34 protein-coding genes and 1 pseudogene are annotated in these 26,875 nt (G+C 41.4%); 3 read left to right on the forward strand and 32 right to left on the reverse strand.

Annotated elements, in window-relative coordinates:
• Nucleotides 1-95: 95 nt before the first annotated feature.
• The 19 genes and pseudogenes from AC6CIF_RS16280 to AC6CIF_RS16370 form a co-directional block, all read right to left on the reverse strand.
• Nucleotides 96-845 (reverse strand): glucose 1-dehydrogenase, encoded by a 750-nt coding sequence (locus AC6CIF_RS16280; RefSeq protein WP_498200452.1) that lies wholly within the window; start codon nucleotides 843-845, stop codon nucleotides 96-98.
• Between the two features lie 146 nt (nucleotides 846-991).
• The gene (locus AC6CIF_RS16285; protein WP_017688132.1) at nucleotides 992-1,384 is read right to left on the reverse strand and encodes a DUF2500 domain-containing protein; all 393 of its coding nucleotides are present in this window, start codon (nucleotides 1,382-1,384) and stop codon (nucleotides 992-994) included.
• 306 nt (nucleotides 1,385-1,690) lie between these two features.
• Nucleotides 1,691-2,164, reverse strand: coding sequence for a hypothetical protein (locus AC6CIF_RS16290; RefSeq protein WP_498200453.1), 474 nt, complete (start codon nucleotides 2,162-2,164; stop codon nucleotides 1,691-1,693).
• 227 nt (nucleotides 2,165-2,391) lie between these two features.
• Entirely contained in the window at nucleotides 2,392-3,486 is a 1,095-nt protein-coding gene (locus AC6CIF_RS16295; protein ID WP_498200454.1) for a collagen-like protein, read from the reverse strand.
• A 318-nt stretch (nucleotides 3,487-3,804) separates the two neighbouring features.
• Entirely contained in the window at nucleotides 3,805-4,398 is a 594-nt protein-coding gene (locus tag AC6CIF_RS16300) for a C39 family peptidase (RefSeq protein WP_498200456.1), read from the reverse strand.
• Between the two features lie 41 nt (nucleotides 4,399-4,439).
• Complete coding sequence (locus AC6CIF_RS16305; RefSeq protein WP_498200457.1) at nucleotides 4,440-4,934, reverse strand: AAA family ATPase; 495 nt, start codon at nucleotides 4,932-4,934, stop codon at nucleotides 4,440-4,442.
• Between the two features lie 143 nt (nucleotides 4,935-5,077).
• Entirely contained in the window at nucleotides 5,078-5,824 is a 747-nt protein-coding gene (locus AC6CIF_RS16310; protein ID WP_498200458.1) for a class I SAM-dependent methyltransferase, read from the reverse strand.
• Between the two features lie 34 nt (nucleotides 5,825-5,858).
• Entirely contained in the window at nucleotides 5,859-6,281 is a 423-nt protein-coding gene (locus AC6CIF_RS16315; RefSeq protein ID WP_498200459.1) for an NUDIX hydrolase, read from the reverse strand.
• 25 nt (nucleotides 6,282-6,306) lie between these two features.
• Nucleotides 6,307-6,733: pseudogene (locus AC6CIF_RS16320) on the reverse strand (NUDIX hydrolase).
• Between the two features lie 64 nt (nucleotides 6,734-6,797).
• Nucleotides 6,798-7,433, reverse strand: a complete 636-nt coding sequence (locus AC6CIF_RS16325; RefSeq protein ID WP_498200460.1) for an SMI1/KNR4 family protein — start codon at nucleotides 7,431-7,433, stop codon at nucleotides 6,798-6,800.
• A gap of 207 nt (nucleotides 7,434-7,640) precedes the next feature.
• Nucleotides 7,641-8,420, reverse strand: coding sequence for a phosphotransferase family protein (locus tag AC6CIF_RS16330; RefSeq protein ID WP_498200461.1), 780 nt, complete (start codon nucleotides 8,418-8,420; stop codon nucleotides 7,641-7,643).
• Nucleotides 8,421-8,441: 21 nt separating this feature from the next.
• A complete protein-coding gene (locus AC6CIF_RS16335; RefSeq protein WP_498200463.1) occupies nucleotides 8,442-10,235 on the reverse strand; it encodes a serine hydrolase domain-containing protein in 1,794 nt (597 codons plus the stop codon).
• A 260-nt stretch (nucleotides 10,236-10,495) separates the two neighbouring features.
• Nucleotides 10,496-10,669 (reverse strand): hypothetical protein, encoded by a 174-nt coding sequence (locus AC6CIF_RS16340; RefSeq protein ID WP_498200465.1) that lies wholly within the window; start codon nucleotides 10,667-10,669, stop codon nucleotides 10,496-10,498.
• 381 nt (nucleotides 10,670-11,050) lie between these two features.
• Entirely contained in the window at nucleotides 11,051-12,418 is a 1,368-nt protein-coding gene (locus AC6CIF_RS16345; RefSeq protein ID WP_498200466.1) for an RNA-binding domain-containing protein, read from the reverse strand.
• Between the two features lie 377 nt (nucleotides 12,419-12,795).
• Nucleotides 12,796-12,906 (reverse strand): YolD-like family protein, encoded by a 111-nt coding sequence (locus tag AC6CIF_RS16350; protein ID WP_498200468.1) that lies wholly within the window; start codon nucleotides 12,904-12,906, stop codon nucleotides 12,796-12,798.
• Nucleotides 12,907-13,002: 96 nt separating this feature from the next.
• On the reverse strand, nucleotides 13,003-13,296 hold the full coding sequence (locus AC6CIF_RS16355; protein WP_498200470.1) for a hypothetical protein: 294 nt from the start codon (nucleotides 13,294-13,296) through the stop codon (nucleotides 13,003-13,005).
• A 2-nt stretch (nucleotides 13,297-13,298) separates the two neighbouring features.
• Nucleotides 13,299-13,502 (reverse strand): hypothetical protein, encoded by a 204-nt coding sequence (locus AC6CIF_RS16360; RefSeq protein ID WP_498200471.1) that lies wholly within the window; start codon nucleotides 13,500-13,502, stop codon nucleotides 13,299-13,301.
• A 147-nt stretch (nucleotides 13,503-13,649) separates the two neighbouring features.
• Nucleotides 13,650-14,003: a DUF1878 family protein gene (locus AC6CIF_RS16365; RefSeq protein WP_315936587.1), complete on the reverse strand. Its 354-nt coding sequence runs from the start codon at nucleotides 14,001-14,003 to the stop codon at nucleotides 13,650-13,652.
• A gap of 19 nt (nucleotides 14,004-14,022) precedes the next feature.
• The gene (locus AC6CIF_RS16370; RefSeq protein ID WP_211085464.1) at nucleotides 14,023-14,514 is read right to left on the reverse strand and encodes a YqxI family protein; all 492 of its coding nucleotides are present in this window, start codon (nucleotides 14,512-14,514) and stop codon (nucleotides 14,023-14,025) included.
• Nucleotides 14,515-14,994: 480 nt separating this feature from the next.
• Between AC6CIF_RS16370 and AC6CIF_RS16375 the strand changes: the two genes are divergently transcribed.
• Nucleotides 14,995-15,666 (forward strand): SOS response-associated peptidase, encoded by a 672-nt coding sequence (locus AC6CIF_RS16375; RefSeq protein ID WP_498200473.1) that lies wholly within the window; start codon nucleotides 14,995-14,997, stop codon nucleotides 15,664-15,666.
• A gap of 67 nt (nucleotides 15,667-15,733) precedes the next feature.
• Here the strand turns inward: AC6CIF_RS16375 and AC6CIF_RS16380 are convergent, their stop codons facing one another.
• Nucleotides 15,734-16,516: a hypothetical protein gene (locus AC6CIF_RS16380; protein ID WP_341130522.1), complete on the reverse strand. Its 783-nt coding sequence runs from the start codon at nucleotides 16,514-16,516 to the stop codon at nucleotides 15,734-15,736.
• A 218-nt stretch (nucleotides 16,517-16,734) separates the two neighbouring features.
• On the opposite strand from AC6CIF_RS16380, the gene AC6CIF_RS16385 reads away from it, so the two are divergent.
• Together AC6CIF_RS16385 and AC6CIF_RS16390 are read left to right on the forward strand one after the other, a co-directional pair.
• Nucleotides 16,735-17,916, forward strand: a complete 1,182-nt coding sequence (locus tag AC6CIF_RS16385; protein WP_341130521.1) for an AAA family ATPase — start codon at nucleotides 16,735-16,737, stop codon at nucleotides 17,914-17,916.
• The gene (locus tag AC6CIF_RS16390; RefSeq protein ID WP_498200476.1) at nucleotides 17,909-18,649 is read left to right on the forward strand and encodes an HNH endonuclease; all 741 of its coding nucleotides are present in this window, start codon (nucleotides 17,909-17,911) and stop codon (nucleotides 18,647-18,649) included. Before AC6CIF_RS16385 ends, AC6CIF_RS16390 begins: the two co-directional genes overlap by 8 nt.
• Nucleotides 18,650-18,662: 13 nt before the next feature.
• Here the strand turns inward: AC6CIF_RS16390 and AC6CIF_RS16395 are convergent, their stop codons facing one another.
• The 12 genes from AC6CIF_RS16395 to AC6CIF_RS16450 form a co-directional block, all read right to left on the reverse strand.
• Nucleotides 18,663-18,842, reverse strand: a complete 180-nt coding sequence (locus AC6CIF_RS16395) for a hypothetical protein (protein WP_341130519.1) — start codon at nucleotides 18,840-18,842, stop codon at nucleotides 18,663-18,665.
• Between the two features lie 144 nt (nucleotides 18,843-18,986).
• Nucleotides 18,987-20,333 (reverse strand): GH25 family lysozyme, encoded by a 1,347-nt coding sequence (locus tag AC6CIF_RS16400; protein ID WP_498200478.1) that lies wholly within the window; start codon nucleotides 20,331-20,333, stop codon nucleotides 18,987-18,989.
• Entirely contained in the window at nucleotides 20,320-20,766 is a 447-nt protein-coding gene (locus tag AC6CIF_RS16405; protein ID WP_498200480.1) for a phage holin family protein, read from the reverse strand. The genes AC6CIF_RS16400 and AC6CIF_RS16405 overlap by 14 nt, the downstream gene beginning before the upstream one ends.
• Before the next feature lie 57 nt (nucleotides 20,767-20,823).
• Entirely contained in the window at nucleotides 20,824-21,033 is a 210-nt protein-coding gene (locus AC6CIF_RS16410) for a hypothetical protein (protein ID WP_411734877.1), read from the reverse strand.
• On the reverse strand, nucleotides 21,030-22,676 hold the full coding sequence (locus AC6CIF_RS16415; RefSeq protein ID WP_498200481.1) for a hypothetical protein: 1,647 nt from the start codon (nucleotides 22,674-22,676) through the stop codon (nucleotides 21,030-21,032). The genes AC6CIF_RS16410 and AC6CIF_RS16415 overlap by 4 nt, the downstream gene beginning before the upstream one ends.
• Nucleotides 22,669-22,989: a hypothetical protein gene (locus tag AC6CIF_RS16420; protein WP_113054531.1), complete on the reverse strand. Its 321-nt coding sequence runs from the start codon at nucleotides 22,987-22,989 to the stop codon at nucleotides 22,669-22,671. Before AC6CIF_RS16420 ends, AC6CIF_RS16415 begins: the two co-directional genes overlap by 8 nt.
• Nucleotides 22,989-23,642, reverse strand: coding sequence for a hypothetical protein (locus AC6CIF_RS16425; RefSeq protein WP_498200482.1), 654 nt, complete (start codon nucleotides 23,640-23,642; stop codon nucleotides 22,989-22,991). Before AC6CIF_RS16425 ends, AC6CIF_RS16420 begins: the two co-directional genes overlap by 1 nt.
• Nucleotides 23,639-24,463 (reverse strand): baseplate J/gp47 family protein, encoded by an 825-nt coding sequence (locus AC6CIF_RS16430; protein WP_498200483.1) that lies wholly within the window; start codon nucleotides 24,461-24,463, stop codon nucleotides 23,639-23,641. The genes AC6CIF_RS16425 and AC6CIF_RS16430 overlap by 4 nt, the downstream gene beginning before the upstream one ends.
• Nucleotides 24,460-24,903: a DUF2634 domain-containing protein gene (locus tag AC6CIF_RS16435; protein WP_498200484.1), complete on the reverse strand. Its 444-nt coding sequence runs from the start codon at nucleotides 24,901-24,903 to the stop codon at nucleotides 24,460-24,462. The genes AC6CIF_RS16430 and AC6CIF_RS16435 overlap by 4 nt, the downstream gene beginning before the upstream one ends.
• A 3-nt stretch (nucleotides 24,904-24,906) precedes the next feature.
• Nucleotides 24,907-25,230, reverse strand: a complete 324-nt coding sequence (locus AC6CIF_RS16440) for a hypothetical protein (RefSeq protein WP_498200485.1) — start codon at nucleotides 25,228-25,230, stop codon at nucleotides 24,907-24,909.
• Nucleotides 25,230-26,210, reverse strand: coding sequence for an XkdQ/YqbQ family protein (locus tag AC6CIF_RS16445; protein ID WP_498200486.1), 981 nt, complete (start codon nucleotides 26,208-26,210; stop codon nucleotides 25,230-25,232). Before AC6CIF_RS16445 ends, AC6CIF_RS16440 begins: the two co-directional genes overlap by 1 nt.
• Before the next feature lie 11 nt (nucleotides 26,211-26,221).
• A complete protein-coding gene (locus AC6CIF_RS16450; protein ID WP_498200487.1) occupies nucleotides 26,222-26,875 on the reverse strand; it encodes a hypothetical protein in 654 nt (217 codons plus the stop codon).

The raw sequence follows: 26,875 nt of genomic DNA on the forward strand, positions 1-26,875 counted from the left end.
CCGAGTTATTAAAAACAAATAAGCCCAAGTGCTTAACTTGGGCTTATTACTCTGAAGTTGGGACAGCTTAGGGCTCGCCCGGTTCAATCCCGGTTCTAGTCCTCATATATCATTTTTCGGGTCATGCCTCCATCAATAACGAGGTTGGTCCCTGTGACAAAGGTATTGCTTGGATCAGACAAATATAAACAAGCACGGGAGATATCCGAAGGAACACCCACACGACCGGAGGGATGCTGTTCATGATCCTCCTTTTTCAATTTCTCCACGTCACCTGTCTCAATCCATCCCGGACTGATACAATTGACCCGAATTTGGTCCTTGCCCAGTGAGACCGCCAGCGCATGTGTCAGAGCTACAATCGCTCCTTTGGATGCGGCATAAGCTTCGGTATCTGGTTCAGACATCAGCGCACGGGTAGAAGCCATGTTGATAATGACACCTCCATGTTCATTGCTTTTCATATGTTTCGCTGCTTCCCGACTCGCCAAAAAGCAACTTCTCACATTGGTATTGAGCACATCGTCCCATTCTTCCAGCGTTAATTCATAGGGGGACTTCCATTTTGCAAGCCCTGCGTTATTCACCAGAACATCGATTTGCTTGAATTCTTCCACGGTTGTGCGAAAAAGATTTGTAATATCCTGCTCGCTCCGAACATCACATTGAACAAAAATGGCTTCTCCGCCTTCATTACGAATGGAAGCTGCGGCTGCGGCACCCTCGGCTTCCTTGTGATCGGCAAGTACAACTTTGGCTCCAGCGACCGCATAAGCCTCAGCCACACTTCGTCCTATTCCCTGAGCGGCCCCGGTTACAACAACGACCTGATCTGTAAATGACATATTGTTTGCCTCCTCTATGGTAATGATCCTTCGATCATAATCTTATAAGCCTCTTCTTATATAAAAACACGTTAGGCCCATTAAGAAACGCTTGTCCAACAAATAATCAAAAAAAACTCACGCCATTCTGGCGTAAGCTGCTCAGTTTAACCCCGTAGGCGTTCGGAATATACGCGATTATATCGCTCGAAGCCTACATAACGTGTTCCTTTGAACGATAGCCGTCCTTCATCCCCCTCAGCGCACAAACCATACTCTTCGCCATTGACTTTGAATTCGAGCCGATCTCCACTTTCTACTTCAAAGGTGACGTAGTATAACGTTCGTGCTGTACTACCCGGTTCAGATTGCGACTGACTCATCTTCATCCGTCTGCTGGTGATTCGTGAAGGCACGGTCAATAGCGGCTCCGAGTTGTTGCGTCCCCACCTCCATACCTCCTTTCCCATCGACAGAAGGACTATACCTATAATCAGAACAAATACAACCGGAAAGACGGTTCCAAACAAATCAAACATCCAGGATGATTCAATGCCCATGTCTCTCCCTCCGTTCATACAACTTAGGACAGCCGGAGTCTTGACCCGTCTCCTGTAATGTATATGCACGTAAACAAGGAACTTGTTATCCGGATTGAAATCGAACGGTGTGAAGGGGAAAACCCTCCGGCAGAATACCGAAGGGTTGCTTTATAGGAAAAATAAGTACTATTTCATTATCTAATACCCTGCTGCCTGGCAGCCATGTTTTACTTAAAGGTTGTTGCAAATCGTTGATCCGACAATATAACCTGATTAACCTGTCCATCTTTTGTCAGCATGAACGATGCACGATAGATAGCCAGATCATCTTTTTGCCGCTTGCAGTGACTTCTCATCCAGGAATGTTTCCTTCTGAATATGATAGGCATAATCGATATTACGTTCAGATTCGACTAAAACATATTCCTTGCCATACAGATCGAGAATCTCTTGATGTGTCATCCCCGCCTCTGCCCCGCGAGCCGTCTTAAAGTACCCTTTCGAGTCCTTATTCAAGATGATACTAACGACTTTGGCATCCCTATAGCCAATCGTGATCCCGTTATTGTATTGATAGGATTGACCCACACCGGTTGATGTTCCCTCACCGAGGATTTTCTCCACCTCTTCCTGACTCATTCCATACGTAATCTTATCCTCACTGTCGGTCTTCGTCACAGCCAGATCCTGTTCTGAAAATTCGTTTGGATTGAATTTGCTATTGCTGCAAGCCGTGACCATGATTAATAATAATGCCGCAACAACCCATGTAATTTTTCTCCAGTGTCCATTCTTCATGTACTCACATATTAACTACTGAAAAAATAATTAGTAGTGACGTTTTCACCATTCCTCACAAAACAAAAAGGGTATCCGATATGTAGTTACTCCTGTACCATTATCCGCTCCAACTGAGATAACAGCTTCAAGGAAATACTGTTATCTCAGTTCAAGCAAACCCATGTTACCATTGTGGATGCATATTTAATAAAGCTGAGGACAATTAGCCTAGCCTATTACCGGATTCACGCTAATTGTGTGATCACAAGATGTGCCGATACAGGTCTAGTTCCGCCTGCAAGTGGCGTAATTGTTAATGCAGTAGCATTACCAGCCGGGTTCCGCACGGTCAGAATAGAATTAATTACGGTTGTCTGCACCAAAGCCATACCAACAATCTGAGACGTTCCCGTTGCTCGCCCAACTACTGTGGGAGCCAGATCTGCCCCATTGAGGGTTAAGATTAGTTGACCCGCTTCATCGATGCTCACTTGGAACAAAATCTGATACGTACCAATAGCTGCCAGATTGAAGGAACTAGGACCCGTGCGTGAGATAGTTGTTCCACTTGTTGGCCCATCCTGAGGAAAGCTTACATCTGTACCGGGAGCAACCGTTGCTGCATTATCAGGTGGCATCAGCGCGAAAAAGTCAGCGAATCCCAGTACGCTTCCGGCTGCTCCTGTTGCACCTGTAGCTCCCGTGGCTCCAGCAGGACCCGCTACTCCTGTCGCACCTGTCGGGCCTACTGCTCCAGCAGTACCTGCCGCTCCTGTTGCACCGGCTGGGCCTGCCGGGCCTACTGCTCCAGCGGGTCCTACCGCTCCTGCTGCACCGGCCGGGCCTGCCGGGCCTACTGCTCCTGCAGCTCCTGTCGCACCCGTCGGCCCAACAGCTCCAGGAAAACCTTGAGGCCCAATTGCTCCAGCAGGTCCGGGATTACCTTGCGGACCTTGTGGCCCTACAGCCCCTGCTTCTCCCGGAATCCCCTGTGCTCCCATAGGTCCAGCAGGTCCGACCGGACCTTGAGAGCCTACCGCTCCAGCAGGACCAGGCTGTCCCTGAGGTCCTTGTGGTCCAGGTGGCCCCCCCGCTGGTCCTTGAGCTCCAGGTGGCCCTTCAACCCCTTGTCTACCTGGAATACCTTGTACGCCTTGTATACCTTGGGGTCCTGTTGGTCCAACAACAGTAGGGGTAGATATATTCACTTCTGGAGGCGGACATTTTACTTGAACGAACTTTTTGACCACTTTCAATCGGCGTTCTTTTCTTTTAACTTTACACGGATGGAATGTTGCCTTTTTTCTCTTCATACGTTTCTTCACTTCTGAATGACTCACAGTGTGGACACCTCCCTATAGACATGGTTTAACGTACGTATGTAGATGAAAAGATGCGTGGACGAACAACCATTTTAACTAAAAAACTCCGCTAATTATCAGGTAAAACAATAAAATCAGTAGCAACTGCCTATACGTTTGATCTATTTTGTTCATAATCATCGATTCAAGCAAGTTGATTTACATGAGGAGACTTGTTCACAAAAAAACTCATGCCATTTGGGCATGAGTTTCAGGATTTAACCACGCAGACGTTCCGGATAAAACCAATTAGTTCGTTCAAAGCATATATATTTTGTCCCTTGAAAGAGGGCCGTCTTAAATCTGTATCGGATGGACGACGATATAGGAATTTTGAGAAAAAGGTAACCATGACCTCCATAACATGTTGAGTTCACTTATGCTGATTTTTCGATTGTAATATTCTTCATCACAATTAATCTTGTGGTCTAACGATTCTGCCAAGTAAAAATGTGTTTCATCATAGCCAACGACGGGAACAAAATGCAAATAACGTTGTTTGGGATATACTCTAATAAATAAAATCACAGGCACACCCTGGCTGATCTGTTTTTTCAACGTATTCACATTTCCTCGTAAGTACATTGCCTGATATCCTAGTTTTCTGAAAAAAACAACGACCGCTTTGGGATATACTGTGCCATCCAGTAATTTGCGAGGATAGGTTTCATATAGCTTTGTTCCGTTGGACTCCAAACCGAAATGTCTCAAGACAAACGCACTGGAAAATGCAGCGCATTCGTAGTTTTTCTGAATATCCAACCGATTTGAAGATTGAATGAAATATGTACGTGGCACATTGACTGTGTACATGCGATCTTTCTTAGGAAAACTGAAATAAAGGGAGATCACCCAGAGAATAATCAACCAAAGTAATACATTGAGAAACAATTCGTGACCTCCTTCGTCTCATCATGATGTCTTTTAGGTGTTCATTCCTCGCACCAGTTCTTTAAAACCCATTCTTTAATTTGTTCAGCTACTCCCACTGCTGTAAGCTCTGTCGTATCAATTGTTTGCATTGGCGGGTCAAACGCAGTTTCCGAATTCTGGAGTAACCAATTTGCAAAATTCTTGTGATCTTCAATCAAGTCCACGTCCCATCCACGGGCTCTTAAACGCGTCTCGCGAGTAACATCGTCACAATGCAAGTTCATATATAGAATCCGATCAAATCGATCTATGTAATCAGACGATGCAATGTTTTCCGGCACCATCGTTCCGCATAAAACAGTCCCTCGTCCACTTAGCGATATGTTATACGCAATCCTCAACCAATTCTCTTTGGCAATCTGCCAATCCACGTTATCGATGATATCCATATCAAAGACGTCAAATTCGGGAAGTTGCTTGCGAACAAGCGAAGAGATCGTTGTTTTTCCTGTTCCACTTGCGCCTGTCACTATAAATAGCGGTAATTTTCTCATAACTAGCTCCTTTAGTTAAAATAAAATTTGATTTATTACGTTCTCCATTGATCTGCTTTCAACCCATAAATAATAGCGATACATAGGTAGCAGTATCCATTTGATATTTAAACATAGCCCACTCTCCGATTCATTTCATTTATTCACCGTTTTCTCGCTTTAATCACAAAGGATACAGGTAACATCTTCGCTCTTTTAAGGAGACTATCGCTATTATTATGTAATTGCATGATATCCTCATCGGATTCTTCTATCATTTGTTCAATGACAAATCCCGCTTTTGCTAACGCATTTACATAGGTTGATATTTGACGATCAGCTAAAACTAATTCTCCCTGACAAAAATCAGGAGACACCGCATACCAAGATTCATCAGAATATGACTTATTGAAAACAAATCTATCATTTTCTTCAACGACACATCTATGAATTGGATGAGACCAGCTGAAAATAAAAATGCCATCTTTCTTTAAATAAGAAGCGATTCGGCTGAAAGTAACATCAAGATCAGTTGTCCAACCTATGGCATAAATTGAATACACAGTGTCAAAATAATTAGTAGGAATACCGCATTCCTCTTCCATGGGTGAACATATCAATCTTGCAGGAATTCCGTATGTCCTCAAGTGTTGTTGTGTCTTTTCTATCTGTTTCTGGGATATATCCATACCCCATAGCTCACCTGCTTTGCGATCCCCATGATACTGCAAGGATTGACCATTTCCACAGCCCACCTCTAACATCTTTAATCCTGAGACATCACCAAAAAGTTGGTGTTTTTCTTCTGAGATAAATGCTCCATAATGTGGAAGCACGATTGCACTCAAAAAGTCATTCCCTTTTGTATCCCAATAAAAGCTGTTTGTTTCATAAACACTGTGCTTGTTCATCTGATAGCCTCCTTTATACACTACATTCAGAACATTACTTGTTACCTTCGTTGAAATATGTAATCTCATTGCCATTAAGTAAGCTTTTAAAGCCGTTCTTGTAGTAAGGCATAAGCTCATCTGCCTGTGTTATATCCAACCATGCAATTTCAGAGATTTCATCTGGTCTTGATATCTCCTCATTCCCTCCGACGATTTCCGCTCTGAATGTGATAAAAATGGCATGTTCTTTGATTTCTTCAAATTTACACTCGTTTATTGCTAAAATACCGTGGACGCCAACATCAAGTCCTGTTTCTTCTTTGGCTTCCCTGATTGCTGCTTGTTCCCATGATTCATCGGCTTCAACAGCTCCGCCAGGCAGCGACCAGCTTGAACGTTCTACATTTCTTACTGCAAGGACTTTAGATTTGGATGGATTGGTTAGTAGTGAGTAAACTACATCGACTCGTTTCATAGATTGAACTTCCTTTCCGGAAACATTAAATATTATTCTTATCACTGAACTCAATGCAAAAAGGTTGCATCTCAGGGTTTAAGCAATACTCTATTCTTTCTCTGAAGTTTTTCCATTCGACTTTTAAAATGGCTTCTTCGATCGGAAAGAAACCAGACTCTAAGCTCTCCGTTGATGTGATTAATTCTCCTCCTATTGGTCTGGCTAGAAATAATGTGTTACATATTGAATTCTCGATATTTTGAAATATTCCACAGAATTTGATGATTTCGATGTCGATTCCGGACTCCTCTTTTGTTTCTCTGATCGCAGCTTGACTTAGAGATTCTCCTTCTTCCACTTGACCACCTGGCATTTCCCATCCTCTTCGGGGTCCTCCTAATAAGTAATAATTCATTTTTGTCGTTTATCACGATTGCAGCGGCAGATAAGATATGTTTTGGAGGGCTCATTTGTTTTACTCCTTCTAAAGAGATTGGATATGCATTTGAAGTTCTTTATTCTAATACGGAGTCATTAATCTTTCTTTGACAAAGCGAGTGTATAGTTCTTGCCATCATAGTTATTCATATTTTCAATGTGTCCTTGTAAATGCCTATAATAACGTTCAGAATTTTCATTATTCCAATTCCAGAAATGCGCACCATTACATATAATCAGTCTTTCAAACCATCTCTCAAAATTCATATTTATCTTAATTGCGCTATCAACGAACAACATTTCAGTCCAATACAAATAACTAGAAAATCTATCAATGCATTCATTCGTATTTATAAAAAGCATATCTCCATTATCCGAACCTATTGGAATCCAACCCTGCGGTATCATGCTAACATAATCATAATCAATGTATACCTGTCGAATCATGTTTAAGCTATACAATTGGATCCCCCCTCCATAAAAGGGATGCACGAATAGATCTGCTCCATTATGATTTAGTAAAAAAGCTTTATAGTCCCAAGGAATAACTAAATTTAACTCTTCAAATAAAGCATCGATCTCTTGATTTGATGAACCCGGATAAAACGTAAATCTTGCAGGCTCACTATAACCAGTTGAACCTTGTATTAATAATGAATTATTACTATCTAATCTTTTCTTCAAACCCTCTAGAGTTAACTCAACTATATTGAAGATTTCCGAAGATTCCATAAGATTTCATCCCTTTGCTTAAAGTTATCGTATACAGGTCTTGAGTTCACGACTTCCTCCGATTAAGCTCAATCGCTAGTTGCTATGTGGATAGTCCATGCGGTTGTGTTCGTGTGAACTTACTTCTCTAATGCACTCAACAGATCAAGAATCAAATGACTGAAACGGAACATTTTTTAATCTGAAAGAACATGATTTTTAGCCAGACTAAAAGAAGTTATATATCCCTTCTTCAAAATAATTATATTCTTCATCCGTTATTCTTGACTTTCCATACCCGTTATAAAATATTTCTCTATCTCTTTCATTATCAAACGCATTATGTTTCGGTCTAATGGCTAATGCTACATCATATCTTGGATCGCCATAAGCGGCACCTGCCCAGTCAATAACTCCAACAATATTGCAATCATTAACTAGCACATTATCTATAGTAAAATCTCCATGAATGAAAGTGTTTTCTATTGGTTTTGGTTTTGTTTCTTTTAACTGTTGAAGTAGTTCTGCTGATCCGTCTACAGCAAAGTGAGTTAGATTATATTCTGCTTTATTAAGCATTGTATCTAACCAAGGAGTGTCATTGTTCAATAATTCAACAGGACAAGAGCATTCATGTATTTTCTTTAAACAAAGCCCAAAGTTAAAAATCGCTTTTTCTTTACTTTGGAGGTCAGGCATCGTAGAGAGAAATTCTCTTAAACTTATTCCATCAATGTAATCCATCAGAAGCCATCTTGATGTCTCCTCAGTATGAAATAAATATACCTTTGGAACAGGGAGTCCCGTTTGGTAAAGGTATTGGAGCACCTTATATTCATCGGATAACCATTCATTATAAAGATCGTTTTCTGTCTTCTTGATGATGTACTTTTGATCAAACGTATCCAGTATAGCCACAGTAGAAGTATGACCTTGCTTAGGAAAAGTGATTTTCTGGACTTCCCCTATATGTTCTTTTATTTCAATTGGGAGATCTTGAATGTTCATGGTTTCATCCTTTCTACTGCTCTAAAAGTACAAATCCCATCCCATAATAAAAGCAGCAAATAGGAAAGCAGACATGCCAGACATGATGTATACCGCCTTTTGCTTTTTACTATAGCTTCTTTTCAGCAGTTTGTAGAACAACAAAACAAGATACGCCACAGCTAGAATCACATAAACCAGGTTCAAAATGAGATGTATGCGTAATGAAGAATAGGGGGAGAAGCCTAAGGCGCGCATAAACAATAGGATCGTATTTAAAATTAATGCCAGACTGGCAATATTAATGGCAATATGATATTTATCAAATCCTGTGCCGGGTCTTTCCCAGTTTTTTAATCTGTATTTGGATAACCGAATAAAATAACCAATTATCGCCCTCAAACTGAGTAGGATGGCTACTGGAAGAGCAATAAAAGATGCTTTGATCAAGTTTATCGTTAAATTGGATACGGGCAAAAAGTCATTATAAGAAATGGAGACCTTTTCAACAGTGCCGTTACGCTCAACAACATTTGCAAAATTACTAAGGTCAAATGTTGTATACTTCTGCAAACTTAACATCGAATATGCCTTCGTAAAACCGGAAACGACCCGTCGGGCAGGCAGATAATATCCTCCACTCTCAGATGTAACCAAATTTGTATTGAAACTACTTCCAAACACCTTCTGGACAAGACCAACGTTATAAGCCATTTCATTTGACTGGTTTGTCATGACTACTAACCCAAAATTAGACTCCGGGTCAAAAACAAATTTACTTGAAAATCCCGCCGTACTTCCAGCGTGTTCTAGTGCAGGCACCCAGTACTCTACTTCAAAGAAACCATGCGCAATTCGAGGAGTAGAAGTTCCATCATAATATAGACTTGTTGACAGCATCTCTTCTAACGTGTCCTTGTTCGTGAATAATAAATTGCTACGATCCACCGACATTAAGGCTGCGAGGAATTTAGCTGCATCCTCTGCCGTGCCAATGGCGCCCCCTGCAGGGTATAAGCTTATGTATGCTCTGTTCTTAGGGATGAGTTTCAAATTCGTAGTGTACCCCTGAATCTCGTTTCTTCGTTTCAAGATGTTTAGATTATCATACTGTGACGGGTGAATCGAAGTGTCTTTCATATTCAGCGGTTTAAATATATGTTCATTGACGTATTTATAAAAGGGTTGTCCGCTTTGTAATTCAACGATGTAAGCAGCCATAGCCGTACCATAGTTTGAATAAGCAACAACACTCCCAGGTTTATCGATCTGCCTTGGTTCAAATTTTTGTAAAGCTTCACCTAATTCCACAATATCACTCTCGGATGAATACCATAAATCGATCAATCTATCCTCCCATCCTGCGTTATGATGCATAAGGTTCATTAGGGTAATGGGAGCATCGTATTCAAGTTTCTTTAGAAATCCTTCCGGCAAATAGTCCTGAATATCGGTATCCAAATCAAGCTTTCCCTGTTCTACAAGCTGCATAACACTCGTCCAGACCAATAGTTTAGAAGTTGAACCCCATTCAAATACAGTAGAGGTGTCTGCCTTTCTCTGTTGCTCAAGATCTGTGTATCCATAGGCCTTATTTACAATGGTCTCACCGTTCTTGATAGCTACAACCGAAACGGCAGCGGTGTTCTTCTGATTAGTAGCAACATATGAATCTATCGTTTCCTCTAACGATGACAACGCAATTCTGGAGGGCGTAGTCTCCACATTCTCTACCTCAGCGTTTACAGGTACCGCACATGTCATAATGATTAAAGCGAATGACAGAAAACAAGTAATTGCTTTATAAACATAGTAATATTTTCGATTAATCTTCATTAGCTATCCCCTTATTGTTCTACTATAGTTTTCGTGCCTTTATCACATAGGTTGCAGGGAGCATCTTTGCCTTAGTGGCAAAATCATCATTTTGCAGTTGCATCAATTCATCATCAGAGTCCTCAATGATTTGCTCAATGGCAAACCCAGCTTTTGCTAACGTATTTACATAAGTTTTACGATCCGACAAGGCTAGCTTACTTTCGCCAAGAGTTACCGAGTACCAAGATTCATTAAAGTAACATTTTTTTAAAATAAGTCTACTCTCTTCTGCAGCAACACATTTGTGGATGACAAAAGTTGTTTTGTTTTTTCAATTTGATTCTCCGATAGATCCGTCCTCCATAAATCGGAAGTGCTGTTGCTCCTATAACATCATTTCCTTTTGTATCCCAGGACAGGCTATTGGTTTCATGAATACTACGTTTATCCATGTCACCTTCCTCCAAACTAAGAGTCAATAAAACAATTCCACATTTTGAGTAATTTACCTTAATTATTTCTATAATAACCCATACTGCAATATTTGCGTAGTACATTTAAAAGCGCATACATTTCTCTACAAATCAAAAAGAACTCTCCCGCAGGAGCGTTCTCCGTGATTGATCCGTGTATCATTAGCCTAAGCGTACATTAGGTCCATCTTGCTATACTTCTCGCTCACATACGTTTGTAGTTGTACAAGCTGATTTATTGCTTCCCATCTGAGTTCTAGTTATAGAAAGTATCATTTATATCTGGCTTTGTTCGCAGAGATTGTGATCTTTTATGTGATGTTATTCATTTAGTATTGCTGATACAAATAATTTAGTTTTCTACACTCGTTTCTCATGTATTACTAATTTCAAATCTTTCTCTTTGTATTCTCTTCCATTAATTTTTTTAGCTTTTATTTCTTCGATAAAATGATATTTCACTTCTATACTTCCGTGTGTTATTTCAATTGATTTGATACTTTCATTTATTAGACGACAAACTAACTCTTTTCCAAATCCAACTAAACTAAATAAGAAATGTTCTTCTGGAAGCCAGGTACGATCCTCTTTATGATATACTTTTTCGATTATCTTGTAGTGTTGAACACTTAAAGAGTCTTTAAAGTCTATTACTTCCTCCTGAGACATATCAGACAAATAATCATATAGCTCAAACGCTTTGGGTTTAATAGTAAAAATATCAGTAGATTCCCTTGCTTTTAAATAATCATTATAATCCGTTCCCATCCATTCAACGAATAAACAGATATTTTTAGCCATGTCCCACAGTACATTAGAAAAGAATGGACCTAAGTCCATTGTAAAAAGTTCATTTTTTTGTACAACATGTTGTATTATACTGAAATTAACCAAAGCTTCATCCCATATAGGACCTCTTCCCATATAGGAGGCTTTGAAAAAGAATGCTAAAGGGACATCGAAATACTTTGAGGCTCTTAAAATATGTTCTAACGTCGGAAACGCAAGTCCATTAAAATAGTCATTTATTTTATCCTCTTCAAAACCTAGCCATTTTGCTACTTCTAGTTTATTCAGTTTGGATTGATAAAAACATAATTCCTTAATCTTGTCTCCGAAATTCATTGCAGTAAATTCAAAGTTTCCATTCAAGTAATTATGAAAAACTTTATATTCAGTGTATGCTGACTCCTTATTAGCTTTTATAATTTCTTGTTCTTTTGGTGTAAAATTATATGAAGAAATTTTGTGTACTCGCGTTATTATCTGATTTAATTGTTCTATAGTCGCTTTAATGCTTCTTGTACCTCTTCTTACGTAAACAGCTTCCGATTCTATAATTACACCTTTCTCAGATGAATATGTTTTAGGAGAGTAGAACAGGCGACGAGCACTTTTAACTTCAAGTAACCCAAACTTTTTAATTTCTCCGTTTAAATTATCTTCAAAGTAAAGTAATTTAAAATCAATAATCGTGTTTAAAGAAGATTCAATTTTTTGGGATAATTCTGCTTCATCTATTTCGTTTTCTACTCCTACTAACTCATGAGTTTTATCTTTAACTCCAAGTACTAAATAACCCCCATCAGAATTAGCAAAAGCTAGCATATCCTTTAAGACGTTATAGAACTTCTGTTTATTATCAATTGATAGGTTTTCTTTAAAGTCCCACTTATCATCTTCCCTACCCTTAGCCAATATTTCATAAAACTTGTCTTTATTTATCATGTAATCAGTCCTTTTTCGAGTTGATCTTAATTTAAAAGCAGTATTTCGCCTCAGATTTCAACTGAAATCGTAATGTTTTAACCGCAATCCTTCTCACAAATTAATCTGATTCATTTCCCTTGTAAATTTTTGTTTACTTATGTAGCAGAAAAACACTTGACTAAAAATTATACAGACTGAACAATCCAGATTATAACAAGAAGTGTCCTGGCTATAAAGACCAAGGCACTTCTTTTTTTATATGCTTGCTTTTATGATCTCTTCTATTCTTAGCCAACTGTAGTCATCACCGCGTTCAATTTTGACTCTCCTGTTTGGCTTATCGATCGATGTGACAACGCCCCGCAGCTCCTCGTCATCAAACGGGTTAAATACAGTCAGAGTGTGATAGCTCTGCATTCGTGGTACGATTCCAAAATCGCTTGCTCGATCAGCTGTACTTCCTGTTCGTCCAGAACCGGCTTCCCCCGTCTCTCCTGTTCACTCATCGCCTTACATACGCCCCACGATGTTCCGGAAGGTTAATCCGTGATCCTTCAAAGATCCCGTTACCCGTTAATTTGCTTGCCATAGTTAACGCCTCCTTAATATTGAGTCCAATAACTTAAATCGTTTGGCAGAGCTGGTAGCGGTGCCTTTGGAAGCTTAGGCTTCTCCGACTCACGTTCCCAACCTTCCAGGATCACAATATTGGCCGTGTTAGACTTATCCTCCCAGTGTATGTATGCCGCAGCCACAAGAGCGTCCAAAGCAGTCATAACATCCGGCTTCCCCTTACCTGTCTTAACCGTAAGTTCATGGATTGTTGGTAATCGTCTGCGGCCGCTACTGTAATTAAACAAGATCCTTAGTACTTTCCGTTCGTAATCAGTCAACATGTTTATGCCCCCTGTGCTGTCGTTCTAATTGGATAACATGCCAGTAAGCCGGATTCGCGAAATGTCCGCGGCTGCCCCGACAACAGATCATCAGCTTTGATCATCCCGGATCGTATGCTTTTAACCTGGATACGACGTTTCGTGATCTTTCCGCTTTGGTCCTCATAAATGATTTCAACTAACCGACCCAAGTATTTCACTGGCATGTATATCCCTCCAATAAGAACATTTGTTTGTATTATATGCGAATGTACGTTCGTTATTCAACATGAAAAAAGCTCCATCCGCAGATTTACTGCAAGATGAAGCTTTTCCAAAACCCTTCAAAGTCAAAATTCGTTGCTTTGATACGCTTATAAGTATTTTTGTAAAGATAGGTAAGGTGTCATTTTCACAGCATTTCTTAACAGTTCGATAACACCCTTAGTATGTGCTATTCTCGGATTTGGAGATAGAATTGGGACTAAGTCATCAACCAGTTCTTCCAATGTAGGAATTTTCACAGATGGATCTTTCTCGGCCGCAAGATTTGCTCGAACACATAATTTTAATACATTCTTAATTGAATTATACTGATCAACGTTTAGTTCATTTGCAATCACCCAATCCCACAATCGATATTCCTCGGGATCTACAGCAATTTGCCGTAGGAGCGTAACGTATAGTTCCAATCTTTCCACTTTCTCTTCTAGTGATTCGTTTGGCATAGTATTATATTACTCCTTTTTATAAGAACAACATTACTACATTAGCAATTCTATTAGCCACTGAACTGCTAATAGATCCTTGAGCTACGCCCATAATAGCTTGTACAATGGCATTTTGGACTTGTTCTTCAACCGCATCACCTAAAGAAGCTAAGAAATCCAATTCATTAGTAATATTCCAACTTGCTTCATCCCAGGCATCTTTCAGTTTATCGCCAGGTAAGAGATCACGAATTGTATCCGAGTTATTCTTTACGAATTTGGACAATGCCTTAATTGTAGCGGCTGCAACCTTTGCCTTACCTTGAATTTCAACATTATCGTTACCAGGGGCTGCATTAATAGTTTCATTTACAATAGGATTTACTGAAGGCGTTGAAATAGTAGTTTCAATATCAGTAATGATTTTTTCTTGTGGCAAACTAGAAGCAAAGGCACCGACCGATGTTCCTACCATCATAACACTTGATAATGCGAAAGCAACTCCAACTTTCCACGCTTTGTTCAACAAAAATATCACTCCTTAATTGGGATTATGTTACATTTTTTATAATATATCAATTCACACACTCTATCAACCACATATTGTAAATAATTGTGTATATTTTGTTAAAATGGAAATGTATTCTTTTCTATATCGCGCAAAAAAAAAAAAGGAACAACTGGATTACTCCTGCTGTTCCTTTTTATATTCAATCAATTGCGTTATATCGGTAAGTTCTAACGCCACCATGATTTTATTCAAATTCTTAGGTGACCATGCTTTTGACTTGTTCGCAGCCATTAGATAGAGTATTCCATTTGATCCCTCTTATGCTGCTTATCTGGCGAGGATTCAGCCCTTGTTGGTTCATAAACGTTCAATCTCAACCTAATCATCGTCATCAGCTCAATAATATCATGCACGTTCCCTCCCCACAAATTACCCGTTTTTATTCATAGAGATTTGAGTAAAATTACATAGTATAGCATCTAAGAAGGAGGCATTTTTATGTGTGGTAGATTTACGATTATAGATCCAATCGAGCAAATCATGGACCGATATATGGCTTCCACTGCTGATGGATTTGAGTACAATCCTAATTACAATGCAGCGCCCATGCAGTACATCCCCACAATTATCAGTAGCAAAGAAGGAAATAGATTGGGTGCACTTAGATGGGGGCTAGTGCCTTCCTGGGCAAAGGATGACAAGATCGGTAATAAGATGATCAATGCCCGGGCCGAGACATTGACTGAAAAGACATCCTTTAAACGATTGATCAGCTCCAAGCGTTGTATCATTCCGACAAACGGATTTTACGAGTGGAAGAAAGAAGGATCTGCTAAGCAGCCAATGCGGATTCTGATGAAGGATGATAGGATATTTTCGCTTGCTGGTTTGTATGATACCTGGACAGATCCGGAGGGGAACAAACTGAGTACTTGTACAATCATCACAACTGAACCTAATGAACTGATGAAAGACATACACAATCGTATGCCGGTTATTCTGCGCCCCGATGATGAGGCTGAATGGCTCGGAAGAGATAATAATGATGTTCAGTCGTTGCTCCGTTTGTTGAAGCCGTATCAAGCATCAGAGATGCGAGCGTATGAGGTTCCTAAAGAAGTGGGTAATGTGCGGAATAACAGTGAAGATCTGATAAAAGAAATCCGATAGGACAAAAAGAGCAGTGAGGTTATCCCTCCTGCTCTTTAATGTGTTATTTAGTAGTGTCAATGTACTATTATTTTTTTAACGCATTATCTCTTTCTTCAAAATTTAATTCCATTAACTTTCTTGCCTTTATGTAATTCTTTTCCGTAGATTCTGAGCCAGATATTAGTTTCTCAATTTCAAAGAGAATCTTTGTTTCTATCATATCAATGCAATTATTTAACGAGCCAGGAGATGCAATGTTAATATCCCTGATTTGATCACCAAGAATGTGATCAACAATGCTAATTAGGTGTTGATCGGTATGCCATTCAGTAATATTGTTCGCTTTCTTATGATTATCAAATTTAATTCGTAGCCTTAGAATAAACCCACGATAGATTCCAAATAGATTATATATATATTCACCCACGTATAATCGATGAATCTCAATTCTCTTATGCTCTCTTTTATACTCATTCATCTCATTCTCATCCAGTTCTTTATAACTAAACAACTTAAAGTAATCTTCATTAGGCTCGTTATATTCTTGAGGCGGTATCGAGGAAAGATACATTCTAACAGGTGATAATCCCTCTCGTAGTTTGATAATATGATTCCAAATTTCTTCAACTGCAACAATTTGTTTTTCTAAAAGTTTTTGATTGTTTGACGAAAGGTTTGAAAAAGCCAATTTAACAGTTTCCTGATTGCTTGTAAGGTTTGCTTTAATGATTTCAAGTTCTTTTTTATAAGTATGGTCCCAACTCATTTGGATTTTACTTTGCACTAACCCACTCAACCACTTTACGATCCCAATTGTAACTATTGATGTCCCACCGATACTAACTAATATTGTCCAAATTGTATTCATAAAAATTATCATCTACCCTTCAATATAATTGCATAGTGGAAATAAAAAAAGACACTGCCAGCATTGTGCCAGCAGTGCCCTTTTAACCGATGCCTTCGGATTTGTTTATTATTTTAACCTATTACCACAGTTTTGTAAATTGTTTCAAAATAATCTAGAAACATTTTCTTAGGTCTGATAGACTATTTAAATAATATTTTTTCAGGGAGGGTTAATTAATGAAAATGAAGAGTTTAAGTATTTCAGGCATTGGGGGAATAGAGGATTTGGTTCTCAATTTCAACTCTAATATGAATATCATTTGCGGTCCAAATGGTATTGGTAAAACAACTATTCTCGAATGTATTGCTCAGTCTTTCACATTTAACAGCCTTACTTATGTAAGAAAAAAAGCTGATCATGAAAGAGGGTCATGGGAATTAAGTACTACAGACGGAGAAGTCTACTCTGTTCAAAAAACTAATTTTCACCCTAATGAAGATCAATCAATTCAAGAACCACGCATTGGCTATAAGAAAGCCAAAAACATTATCTACATAAAAACACAACGCTCTTTTGATTATATACAGCTCACTTCAATAACTAGTGATATTCGTGATATAAACGAAGATGAAAGGATGTTGTTAACAGGGATGCCGATAACAGATGCCAAGAACTGGTTTGTAAGTCGTCACCTTTGGTCTGCGCATAATGATGCTCTCACCACTGCCCAAATCCATAATCTTCAAGCTGCAAAATCGATTTTTAATAAGACAGACCCTGGAATATCCTTTTCAAGAGTGAAGGGAGGAACCAACGATATTCTTTTAAAGCAACATGATGGAACCGAAATTTACTTTGAATACTTATCCTCGGGCTATAAAGCCGTCATATTCATTCTTTTGGGTTTAATTAAGGAAATTGAACACAGATTTTCAAATGATAATTTGGAGATAGAGGATTTTGATGGAGTGGTTTTAATTGATGAATTAGACTTACATCTACATCCTCAATGGCAAACTAGCATCCTATCAGTTCTCAACGAAATTTTCCCAAAAGCACAGTTTATTACAACCACTCACAGTGCACACATAATCCAAGCTTCTGATCCCAATCAGATAATTTCATTGGCTAGAAATAACCATGGCTTGGTATATCAGAGGGATTTGGAATCTTCCAATTACGGTTTTAAAGGATGGACTGTTGAAGAAATACTAACAGATGTCATGGGGCTTCAAGAGACTCGCTCTCTACTATTTGTAGAAGCAATGGAACAATTTGAGTTAGCATTAGATAAAGAAAATTTCAATTCTGCACAGAACGCTTATAATGAACTCAATGAAATGCTGCATCCAGAAAACACTCTACGCAAACTTTTAAAAATCCAACTTGCATCATTAGGAAGTGTAATCAATGATTAGGATAAAAAAGTCCTCTCGTCCTCTTGAGTTAACAGATCAATTAGTTTTCGAATTGACTGACGAATATAAAAAAACAGGCAAATCAGTTTGGAAAAAACCTTTCATTGAAGACGCTTTGTTAGAAAGCTCTCATTCTAAATGCGCCTATTGTGAGTGCAAGTTAAACATTGAATCAAAGTATATGGAAGTTGAACATTACCACGATAAAAGTTCCTTTCCAGATCAGGTAGTAGCATGGGATAACCTGTTGCCGAGTTGTAAGAGATGTAATGGGAGAAAACACGGTCATAATACTGTTAAAGACCCTATAATAAACCCAGCTACCATGGACCCCAAAGAACACTTATTAATGAAATATTATAGACTACATGCAAAAACAATCGTTGGTAAGGAAACAATTGAAGTTCTGATGCTTAACGACACAAGCAAGGTCGTGAAAAAACGCTTTGAAATATCTCAACTTGTCCATGAGAAGATTGAGGAGCTCTGTGAGAAGTGTAAAACTTTCTCATCTGGAGAAAAAACTACAAGACTCCGAAATAGGATTGTTCAAACAACAAAAAACATCTTAGAGGAAGCTTCACCCCAAGCTGAATATGCAGCATCAGTAGCAACTGATATTATGTGTGATAGTAATTTTACAGAAGTCGTTGATATTCTTAAATCTGAAGGACTCTGGGATCAGGAATTAGATAATTTATTCAGAGTTGCTAGCACCCTCTCACTACTTTAACAGCAAAAGGCCACTACTTGAGTGGCCTTTTGCTGTATTCTAATCCTCCAATAGAAACGTATTGATCCTCAAACTCATTTTTTAAAATAACCTTATCTGTCTCTGGTTCTGCACTTGAACGTATCATAACATACTTATTATTCGGGGAAACCGATACTAACGTATATGTTACATCCTCTTCTTTTTCGCCCACAGTGACACCTCCAATTGATTATATTTATTACCAGAATCACTTGATATAGAACCTATAGATCACTATACCGATTCTAAAAACAGACGAAGACAATCTTTCGGATGAAAAAAGTCTGATTTTAGTCGATAATAAGACTGTATTAATCTACTCCGATTCTATTTTTCGGAGACTCTCACCAAGCTCCTTCACATCACCGTTAACCCCCGCAATCAGTTTCAGGATATTTTTCCTGAGTCTATTTATCACGATTGCGGATTCCTCTCGTGTAATCACCGCTCCTGGACGTGTCCCGTCAAAATACCCATTGGCTGTAACCTCTGCCCATGCCGCTTCTGCCCACTTGCTCGGCACATTGATATCCCTTACCGTCACTGGCTTGTCCTCCTTAACGGGCGTTTGCCCATAATAGTTGATTAAGTATTGTGTCGGCTCCACAACGCCCGCTTCGGTGGCAGTGTAACCAAACTGAGGTGTGTAAGCTTTACGCACTTCATAATGAAGGTGTGCCCCACTACTGATGCCGGTACTGCCTTGCTTACCGATCAGTTGACCACGTTTGACTTGTTGGCCAACTTTGACGCTTGCAGATGAAAGATGGGCATAGACATGCAAATAACCCTTGTCATCTTTGATGGCCACAACAATCCCATAATTACCGAAGCCGGATCCAGACACGCCCATTTTAGCGTGAATGACCTCTCCAGCTACAAAAGCATAGATGGGTCCATCCTCAGGTGTGACAACGAGATCCACACCCCTATGAAACTTCTTCTCTCCTGACACCGGATGTGTCCGCATTCCAAACGGACTTGTGAGCCGGTATCCTTCAAATGGATTACTCATGTTTGGCTCCCTTCCATATCGTTTCTTGAGATCCGCTAACGATCCATTGAATTCATTCAGATCCACGTTGCCGGCAATGCCCGGTACCTTACCTGAATCGCTATATTGCCATATGGTCCAGGTCTTCCATGCGGGCTGATCATCCGGAACACGAGTGTTGCTATAACGTGCAATCCAAAGATCATAACCGGAAAGGCCAGTATCAAAATTGCTTGCGAATGAATTGCCCGTATAAATGATCGGTTTGATGCCCGTCAGCCGCTCCAGCTCAGTCAAGAAAGCTCTGGCCACAATGTTGATCTGTGCCTTGCTGATCCCGTCAGGATTGTTTTCGTAGTCCATCACAGGCGGTAACTGCAATGCCCTTGCTCCGCCAATCTCCTCGAGGGATTTCGTATAATGAACTGCTTCGGCCTTTGCTGCAGCTGCCGATGTAGCCCGCAAGAAATGATATGTCCCTACCAGTAACCCAGCCGACAACGCCCCCTTAACGTTGGCCACAAAGTTCGGATCAGTGTATGTTTGGCCTTCAGTTGCTTTAATGAACACAAATTCACGTTTGTCCGCTTTCACCTGCAGCCAATCAATCTTGCCCTGGTAACGGGAGACATCGATCCCTTGAATATTTCCTTCCTTACGTGCTTGCACCTGTACCAGCTCCTTTATCGTTGTCGTTACTGCCTTTACCCTTCAGGACCTCAATTGCCTGCTTGATCACGTTTGGAATAGGCGCTCCCATTTTCCCACCATTTTCAGTGATAGAAATTAGCTCATTCGCAATGTAGAAGAACGCCACTGTATCCCTGAATAAGTAGCCATCACCCAGGATGCCATCCACCAAGTGACCGACAGCCACCATCGCAAAAATAAAGACCTTCCGAGCAATCCCGATAAGGCCAATTTTGCTTTTTAATCCCCCAATAGATCCGGCAGCCACCACACCCGTCAAATAATCCAAAATAACGAAGAACAGCAATACTCCTAACACTCCAGACCAACCCCCAAATAAGTAAGACACCAGCCAGCTGCCTACGGCCAAAACCCATTTCCCCACGTTCTCCAAAATCATAACCCCCATCATTTAAAGTAAATAGCCCCCTGAAAACTCCAGAAGGCAAAAAAAAATGCCCTTCGGCGCTTAATTGATTTTCAGATTAATAGCCATGATAATTTCTTCCTCTGTTGCTTCAAAGTGTAATTCAGATGGTACAAATTTAAAGGTCTGATCCGTACCATCGATGTCGGCAATAACTCTGCGCCCGTAATAATGTTCTACCACCGCCCGAGTCGGTTGGCCTATTTGTGGGTTACGAAATTGAATAACAGACGATTTGATATTGATACTCATTTTGATATGACCTCCTTGAATTCTTCAATTTCTATGATTTCTTCCACTTCAAACACATATGTTTCACCAAGCCAGCTTTCACCTATTTCTCGTTCGACACCCTTGATATACCAATCCTGAACATTGTCATCATTTCGCGTCCCTATGACGAGGGCTTTGTAGGTTCCGGCCTTTTCACACGTCATTTTCAGTGTGTCGCCTTCTACCCAACCGAAAGCACGACCAAAATGCATGTGCCCGTTCACCCAAACATCAACGTTTATGTTCAGATATTCAAAGTAATCGGGCAACTGTATTTCAACAGTTTCCCCATCGATAGCTGCTTCAACGGTGTATCGATAGAGCGTATCCCCAGAAGTCGGGCTCTCTACAGCTCCGTGACGGATGACGTGAGTAGCTTTCTTGTGTGGAGCTGGATGTGGGATTTCAAAATTTTTAGTCCCTGCTACAGATAAAGAACCAGGCACTTTCCAATTTTTTGTGGTGTGTGATGCGCCTAATACTCCTTCATAATCGTTTAGTGAAACAGCCGTATCACCTATTGCCACTGATCCAACTCCGCTCGCCCTTGCATTATCTCCAATTGCTATGGAACTGTCGCCTGTAGCTTTGGCGATATAGCCAATTGCTATGGAAGTAACTTGCGTAGCTTCGCAAGAGACGCCAATCGCAACGCTAAAGCTTCCTGTCGTTGTAGCCCTATCACCAATTGCCACTGACTGTGCCGCACTCGCAGATGTATGAAAACCTATACCTACAGCACGGATTCCGGTCGCTGTGGCATTTGTAGCCAAAGCTAAATTATCTGTGTTTAGTCCAACAATGTCTTTGCTTGTCAACGAAACTGTTCCGGTCTTTCCAGCAACACTAGTTACTGCATTTACTTGTGCCCCAGCTTGGATACCGTTGATCTTATTCTTATCAGCTGGACTCATGAATCCAGCTGTTGTAGATGTAACTACTGCATGTGCATTTCCGCCGGTCCCCACATGTTCATTAAACTCAGTCTTTGTTGCTTGCTGGATGTTATCAACGTTTCCTAACCCAATCTGCTCCTTGTTTACTTCGTGTGGGTTATCTTTACTAGTGGAATGGAGCGTATTCGCATCGATCTCCTGACGAATCTCATCCATTCCGATGTTAACCCGTTGATCGTTGGAAGATATTACACCACTTGTGTCGGTGGCCACATAAAATAGCACCAGCCCCGCTTTAGCTGCGGCCTGTGATGATGTCTTTTTAACTACTCCACCAACGTCCACATAAAGATACTGCCCTTGAGTCGGATTCAAAGCCATTTCTCCTGCAGACACTTCGTACCGCCGCCCGCCTACATACCCCACGCCAGCCGTCCAATTCGCTTTTAATCCTGTAGCACTGCACGTTAACCCCATCACACCGTTATTTGAGACAACAAAGTTACCAATCGCCTCATTACCAAGTTTTTCGACAAGAGTGTGTGCTGCCGCAATACCATTTTCCATTGTGTTCAGCCGTGTCGATGTAATTCGTGTCCCAACCTGAACCAATTCAAACAAAGGTCTGCCTGTTTGCGGGTCAGTTTTTTGTTTACCCGTGGAAGCGTCCATAATCGGTTTGGTCAGGTCGGGGATCTCATCTTTCCATTCCTGTTTGTTATACAATCGTCTTCACCTCCAATTTGATACTGAACTCAAAGCCGATCAGAAAGCCCCGATCGTTCTTAATGACGTTCAGAGCCTGGTTCGCCAATGTTCGCCCCTGATTATCCATAAGCGAGGCACCAAGGATCTGTTTCCCGATGACTTCAGTATCGTTCAAAAACACGTACTTACGGATCGATCTTCCGGAGATGACGGTATTGTGGATCGGATATTTCACCAGCTCACCACTGACGTTTACCAGGGCGTGGTCAAAATGTGAATCCGCATCAGTCACTGCATAATCAAGCATTAGCGGTTGAATAACATCTGCCATTAAGGCGTCCCTCCTTGCATGGGTATTTCAAATCCTGTAATTGGACTGTCAATCCGGGCGTATGATGTCACTGCGCCAACCGTGACGTTCTGAGTAGCCAATACGCCACTCGTCCCCAATTCTAGGGGCATTTCTAATCCGCAAATTGGGAAATCAACTGAATGCGAGTACCCCTTCCCTGTCATTGTTATTGCTGGTGTTGTGGTTTTGGCCACCGGCACAGCTCTATTGATATGAACTGGTCGAATATATTCAAAATCAGTAAAAAGCCCCGCCATATTGATGGGGGAGCTGCCTTCATATTCGAAGTGGATCTCTTTGGCCAAAAACTCCTCTTTCACCTGTAGGAGCTTTCCATATTGTGCGCCTAACTGCCGTAGGATCGGAAGTTTGAACGGCTTTTTAGCCAGTCGTTTCCTTCGGATCGCTTCTCGACGGTTAGCCAATGGACCTACCTGTTCCGTCCTGAAGTAGATCCATTCCCACAGATCCAAGCCCCAAGTTGACCGCTGCAGTAAAAATTGATTCACGAGTTCCCTCATTTTCTCTGCTCGCAGGTTGATTTCTTCTTCCATTACTCCGAAATGCCAGCCAGCTACTTCGTTCTCATACCAGTACGGCGCAAGTACCTCGCGGTACCGAACAGGAATCATAACAACATTACCTCAACCTGCAGGAACGAGACAGGCGGCACATCAATGTCCTCAACATCATCATTAAGGGTAAAGTCATTGTAATTCTCCACGCCTGGTACAAGCAGGAGAGCCGCGATATAGTTGTACAACAACTTGCTACGTCCGTTGGCATATGCATTCACTCGTTGACGAATCAGTTCGGCCAGCTGCGGTAGATCTTCAGTTGTTTCCAACCTGGCTTTAACGGTAACAAGGAAGATCGGAGCGGGATGCACAGCCAAGTCATGGCCAGCAATACGATAATCATCCCACATTAACGTTTTGACTGTCTCCGCAAACTCGGCTGTGATCGGTTGACCAACCATGTCTGTTAGATACAAATCAATAGAATTGTCATGATGTTCCTTCTCGACCGCCACCGCACCACCCACGCCCTGGATCTCTTTAGCCCAGATTTCATAGTCTTTACGACGGCCATTGCCCTCTTCTGTGAAAGCCCTGTCCAAGATACGCAGCCGGTAATCATCGTTGGATTCACCATCTTTCCGGACCATCCCATCAGCCCATCCATGGGCATCCAAGAATTCATCATCTGCCCAGATCGGTGTCGACTGCAACACGCCATAGCCCCACAACTCTTGTTGTTCGGCCAACTCTTGGGCTATGGGGTACCAGAGATCATAAAAGTATTCACCCTCTCCCACAGGTGGTGGTGGCAGCCCCCTTTCGTTGGCCATCGTAATAGCCCGATTGACCCATCGTTGATAAATCATATCCGGGGTTTCTTCAAGTACGGGCACAACGGGGAATTTAGGCAAATCATTCATAGTTAGACTCATGCATCAATCACCTCATTCAATTCGACCACGCCCACAAGACCTGTAATTGTGATGGTTAGATCCATTCCCCGATCAACACGTATCATTGATGTCACCTCAGCTTGCTCAATCTCTGGGTGAGCGGTCAAAGCTTCCTCGATGTCACGAATAATCTCAGAGTCTTCCCAACCTGGCCACTCAGATTTTTCAACGCCGATGTCAGCACCGTATACAACGTATTGGAATCGCTCGGTGCAAAGGATCTTCATGGCGGTTTCAACAAGAAATTCCTCATAGCTGGTTGTCCGGACTGGACGCCCCGACTCATCCAGGACAGCCCTGCGGTTACGGTAATCTATTTTGTATGTCCATTTAGTCGCTGAAGGAATGTTATCCACCAGATCGGTGACATCTACCTCTTCCAGCTCCATTTCAGGAAATAACGTTTCGTATTCTTCCATAGATCAACGCTCCTTTCCCAACACGTAATACCGTTGTCCTGTCATACGCGATACCAGAAGTCGATCACCCACCTGCAGGGGGCTTGGAATGATCATTTTGCCTTTCAATACAGAAGGAGCCGGCTCCAATACATCAAACGTGACTTCAATCTCTTGTTCCTGCAAGTAATCTGCAAAGACCAAGCTTCTCGACTCATAAGGGTGAGGATCACCATCAACTTCAATCTTCGCATCCGGCCAGCTCAGAAGTGTGGCGCGTTCAGTGTCCCGCGCATCGATGTGGCCAGCCAACTTCTCTTTCAACAGTTGCATTGCTTCACCCATCATTACGCTTCCCTCCGTTCCAAGACCATCTTGACCGTGAATATCCCATTGCTCCAGCTTGTGTCGGCACTCTCCACAATCCATTTGGTGACGACAGTCGTTTTGATCAGCACGAGCCATCCAGCCCGTAGTCCCGACAAAGTATGATCCTCATGACGAACAGTAATCTTCTTAATCTGCTTAGGCTTTGACATCGCCTTTACCCGCTGCGTCGCAATGGTCGTCGGGTTTTCGTCTTCTTCTACCTCGATGATCTCTTCCATACGGCCAAACGTCTTCAAGGCGCTAGCATCTGTTTTAGTCACTGATGCTGATAACTTGTCATCCTTGTATTTTTGCGCAGTCACGACTGTATATGTGTCTTCAATGTTGTAGCCGGAACTGCTGGCTTCCATTTGTTCAGGAACAAAAATAGGCACCTTTTCATTGGTGCCTTCCCTCACGACCTGCATGTAGAAATGTTTCTCGGTCCGGATGACATCCACATGATACCGGTAGCCGCTACGCTCATATGCTTTTTGGAGCACATCCAGGATGATTTCGGAATGTGCCATAGTCCCATATCTTTCATCCAGGTTAAAGCCGAGTTTAGGACAACGAAAATCAACACCCGTCGTCTGAATGTATTTCTGTAGCTCAGCCCCTGCTTCACCCTTCAGATATGGACGAGTCCCTTTGTTCTTGGCCAGATACCAACCGATCTCACGGGCTTTGATCTCCCATACACCTGAGTATTCGTCTTTCTCATAGTCAATAATTGGACCATGGAAAAATTGATTCTTATGGTGAAGGAGCGCTTTGCCGATCCGGTGGGAAAAGCACATCAGCATACCGGCCACACTAGCCGTAGGGATATCACGCAGCCGCACGGTCATGCTTCGCGCGATTTCGTCCCTTTGGGATGACCAAGAAATGTCCGTTATAGCAGGAGTCAAGGCAGACCTGGCATCCTGTTTACCGTATATGACTGCAAATTTATCCATGGTCTACCTCCTTACTTCGCTTTATTGTTGGCCGCAGCAATCTTGTTCTTTTGTCCTGTGTAATCAAACGCACCCGTTGCATTATCTGCAGCATCCTTGGCAGCAGCTGCGCTTTTCTTTTTATCCTCTGACTTCTTCTTATCCTTAGATTTCTTTGTCTTATCCTTTTTATCTTTTTTACTGGTCGTGTTCGGCCTGCTCTTACTGGCCTTAGTGATGATCACGCCTGGCTTCAGGAGTTGCTTTGTATTACTGTATGAAATGATCTTCACTGGCTTGTGTTCAACCAGTGCCATAGTGATATGAATATTTCCTTGGCCATCCTTATAAACGATCTCCATGTTTTCGATTAACATGGTCTGGGAAAATAGTTCTTCGAAATTAAATACCACGGGTTTGGGCTTCCACTTCTCCAGCAGTTGCCACGTGGTTTCTGGCCGCTTATACGTGACGGTCTGTTTCTTGTCGGTTTCCCACAATTCACGCCACTCGCGGGGCAGAATGGTCGCAAAAGAAACCCGCTGCAACTTGGCAGTGGGTTTCCCTGTCCGTTCTTGTCCGGTAATGACGTTAAATGTGTCCACTTCATTCCCGGTTGTGATTTGTACTTCTGCTGGAGTGATCGGGAAGGTCAACCGAATCGCTCCCTGAGACATTGCAAGCAT

The sequence above is a fragment of the Paenibacillus sp. GQ49 genome, assembly GCF_059759055.1.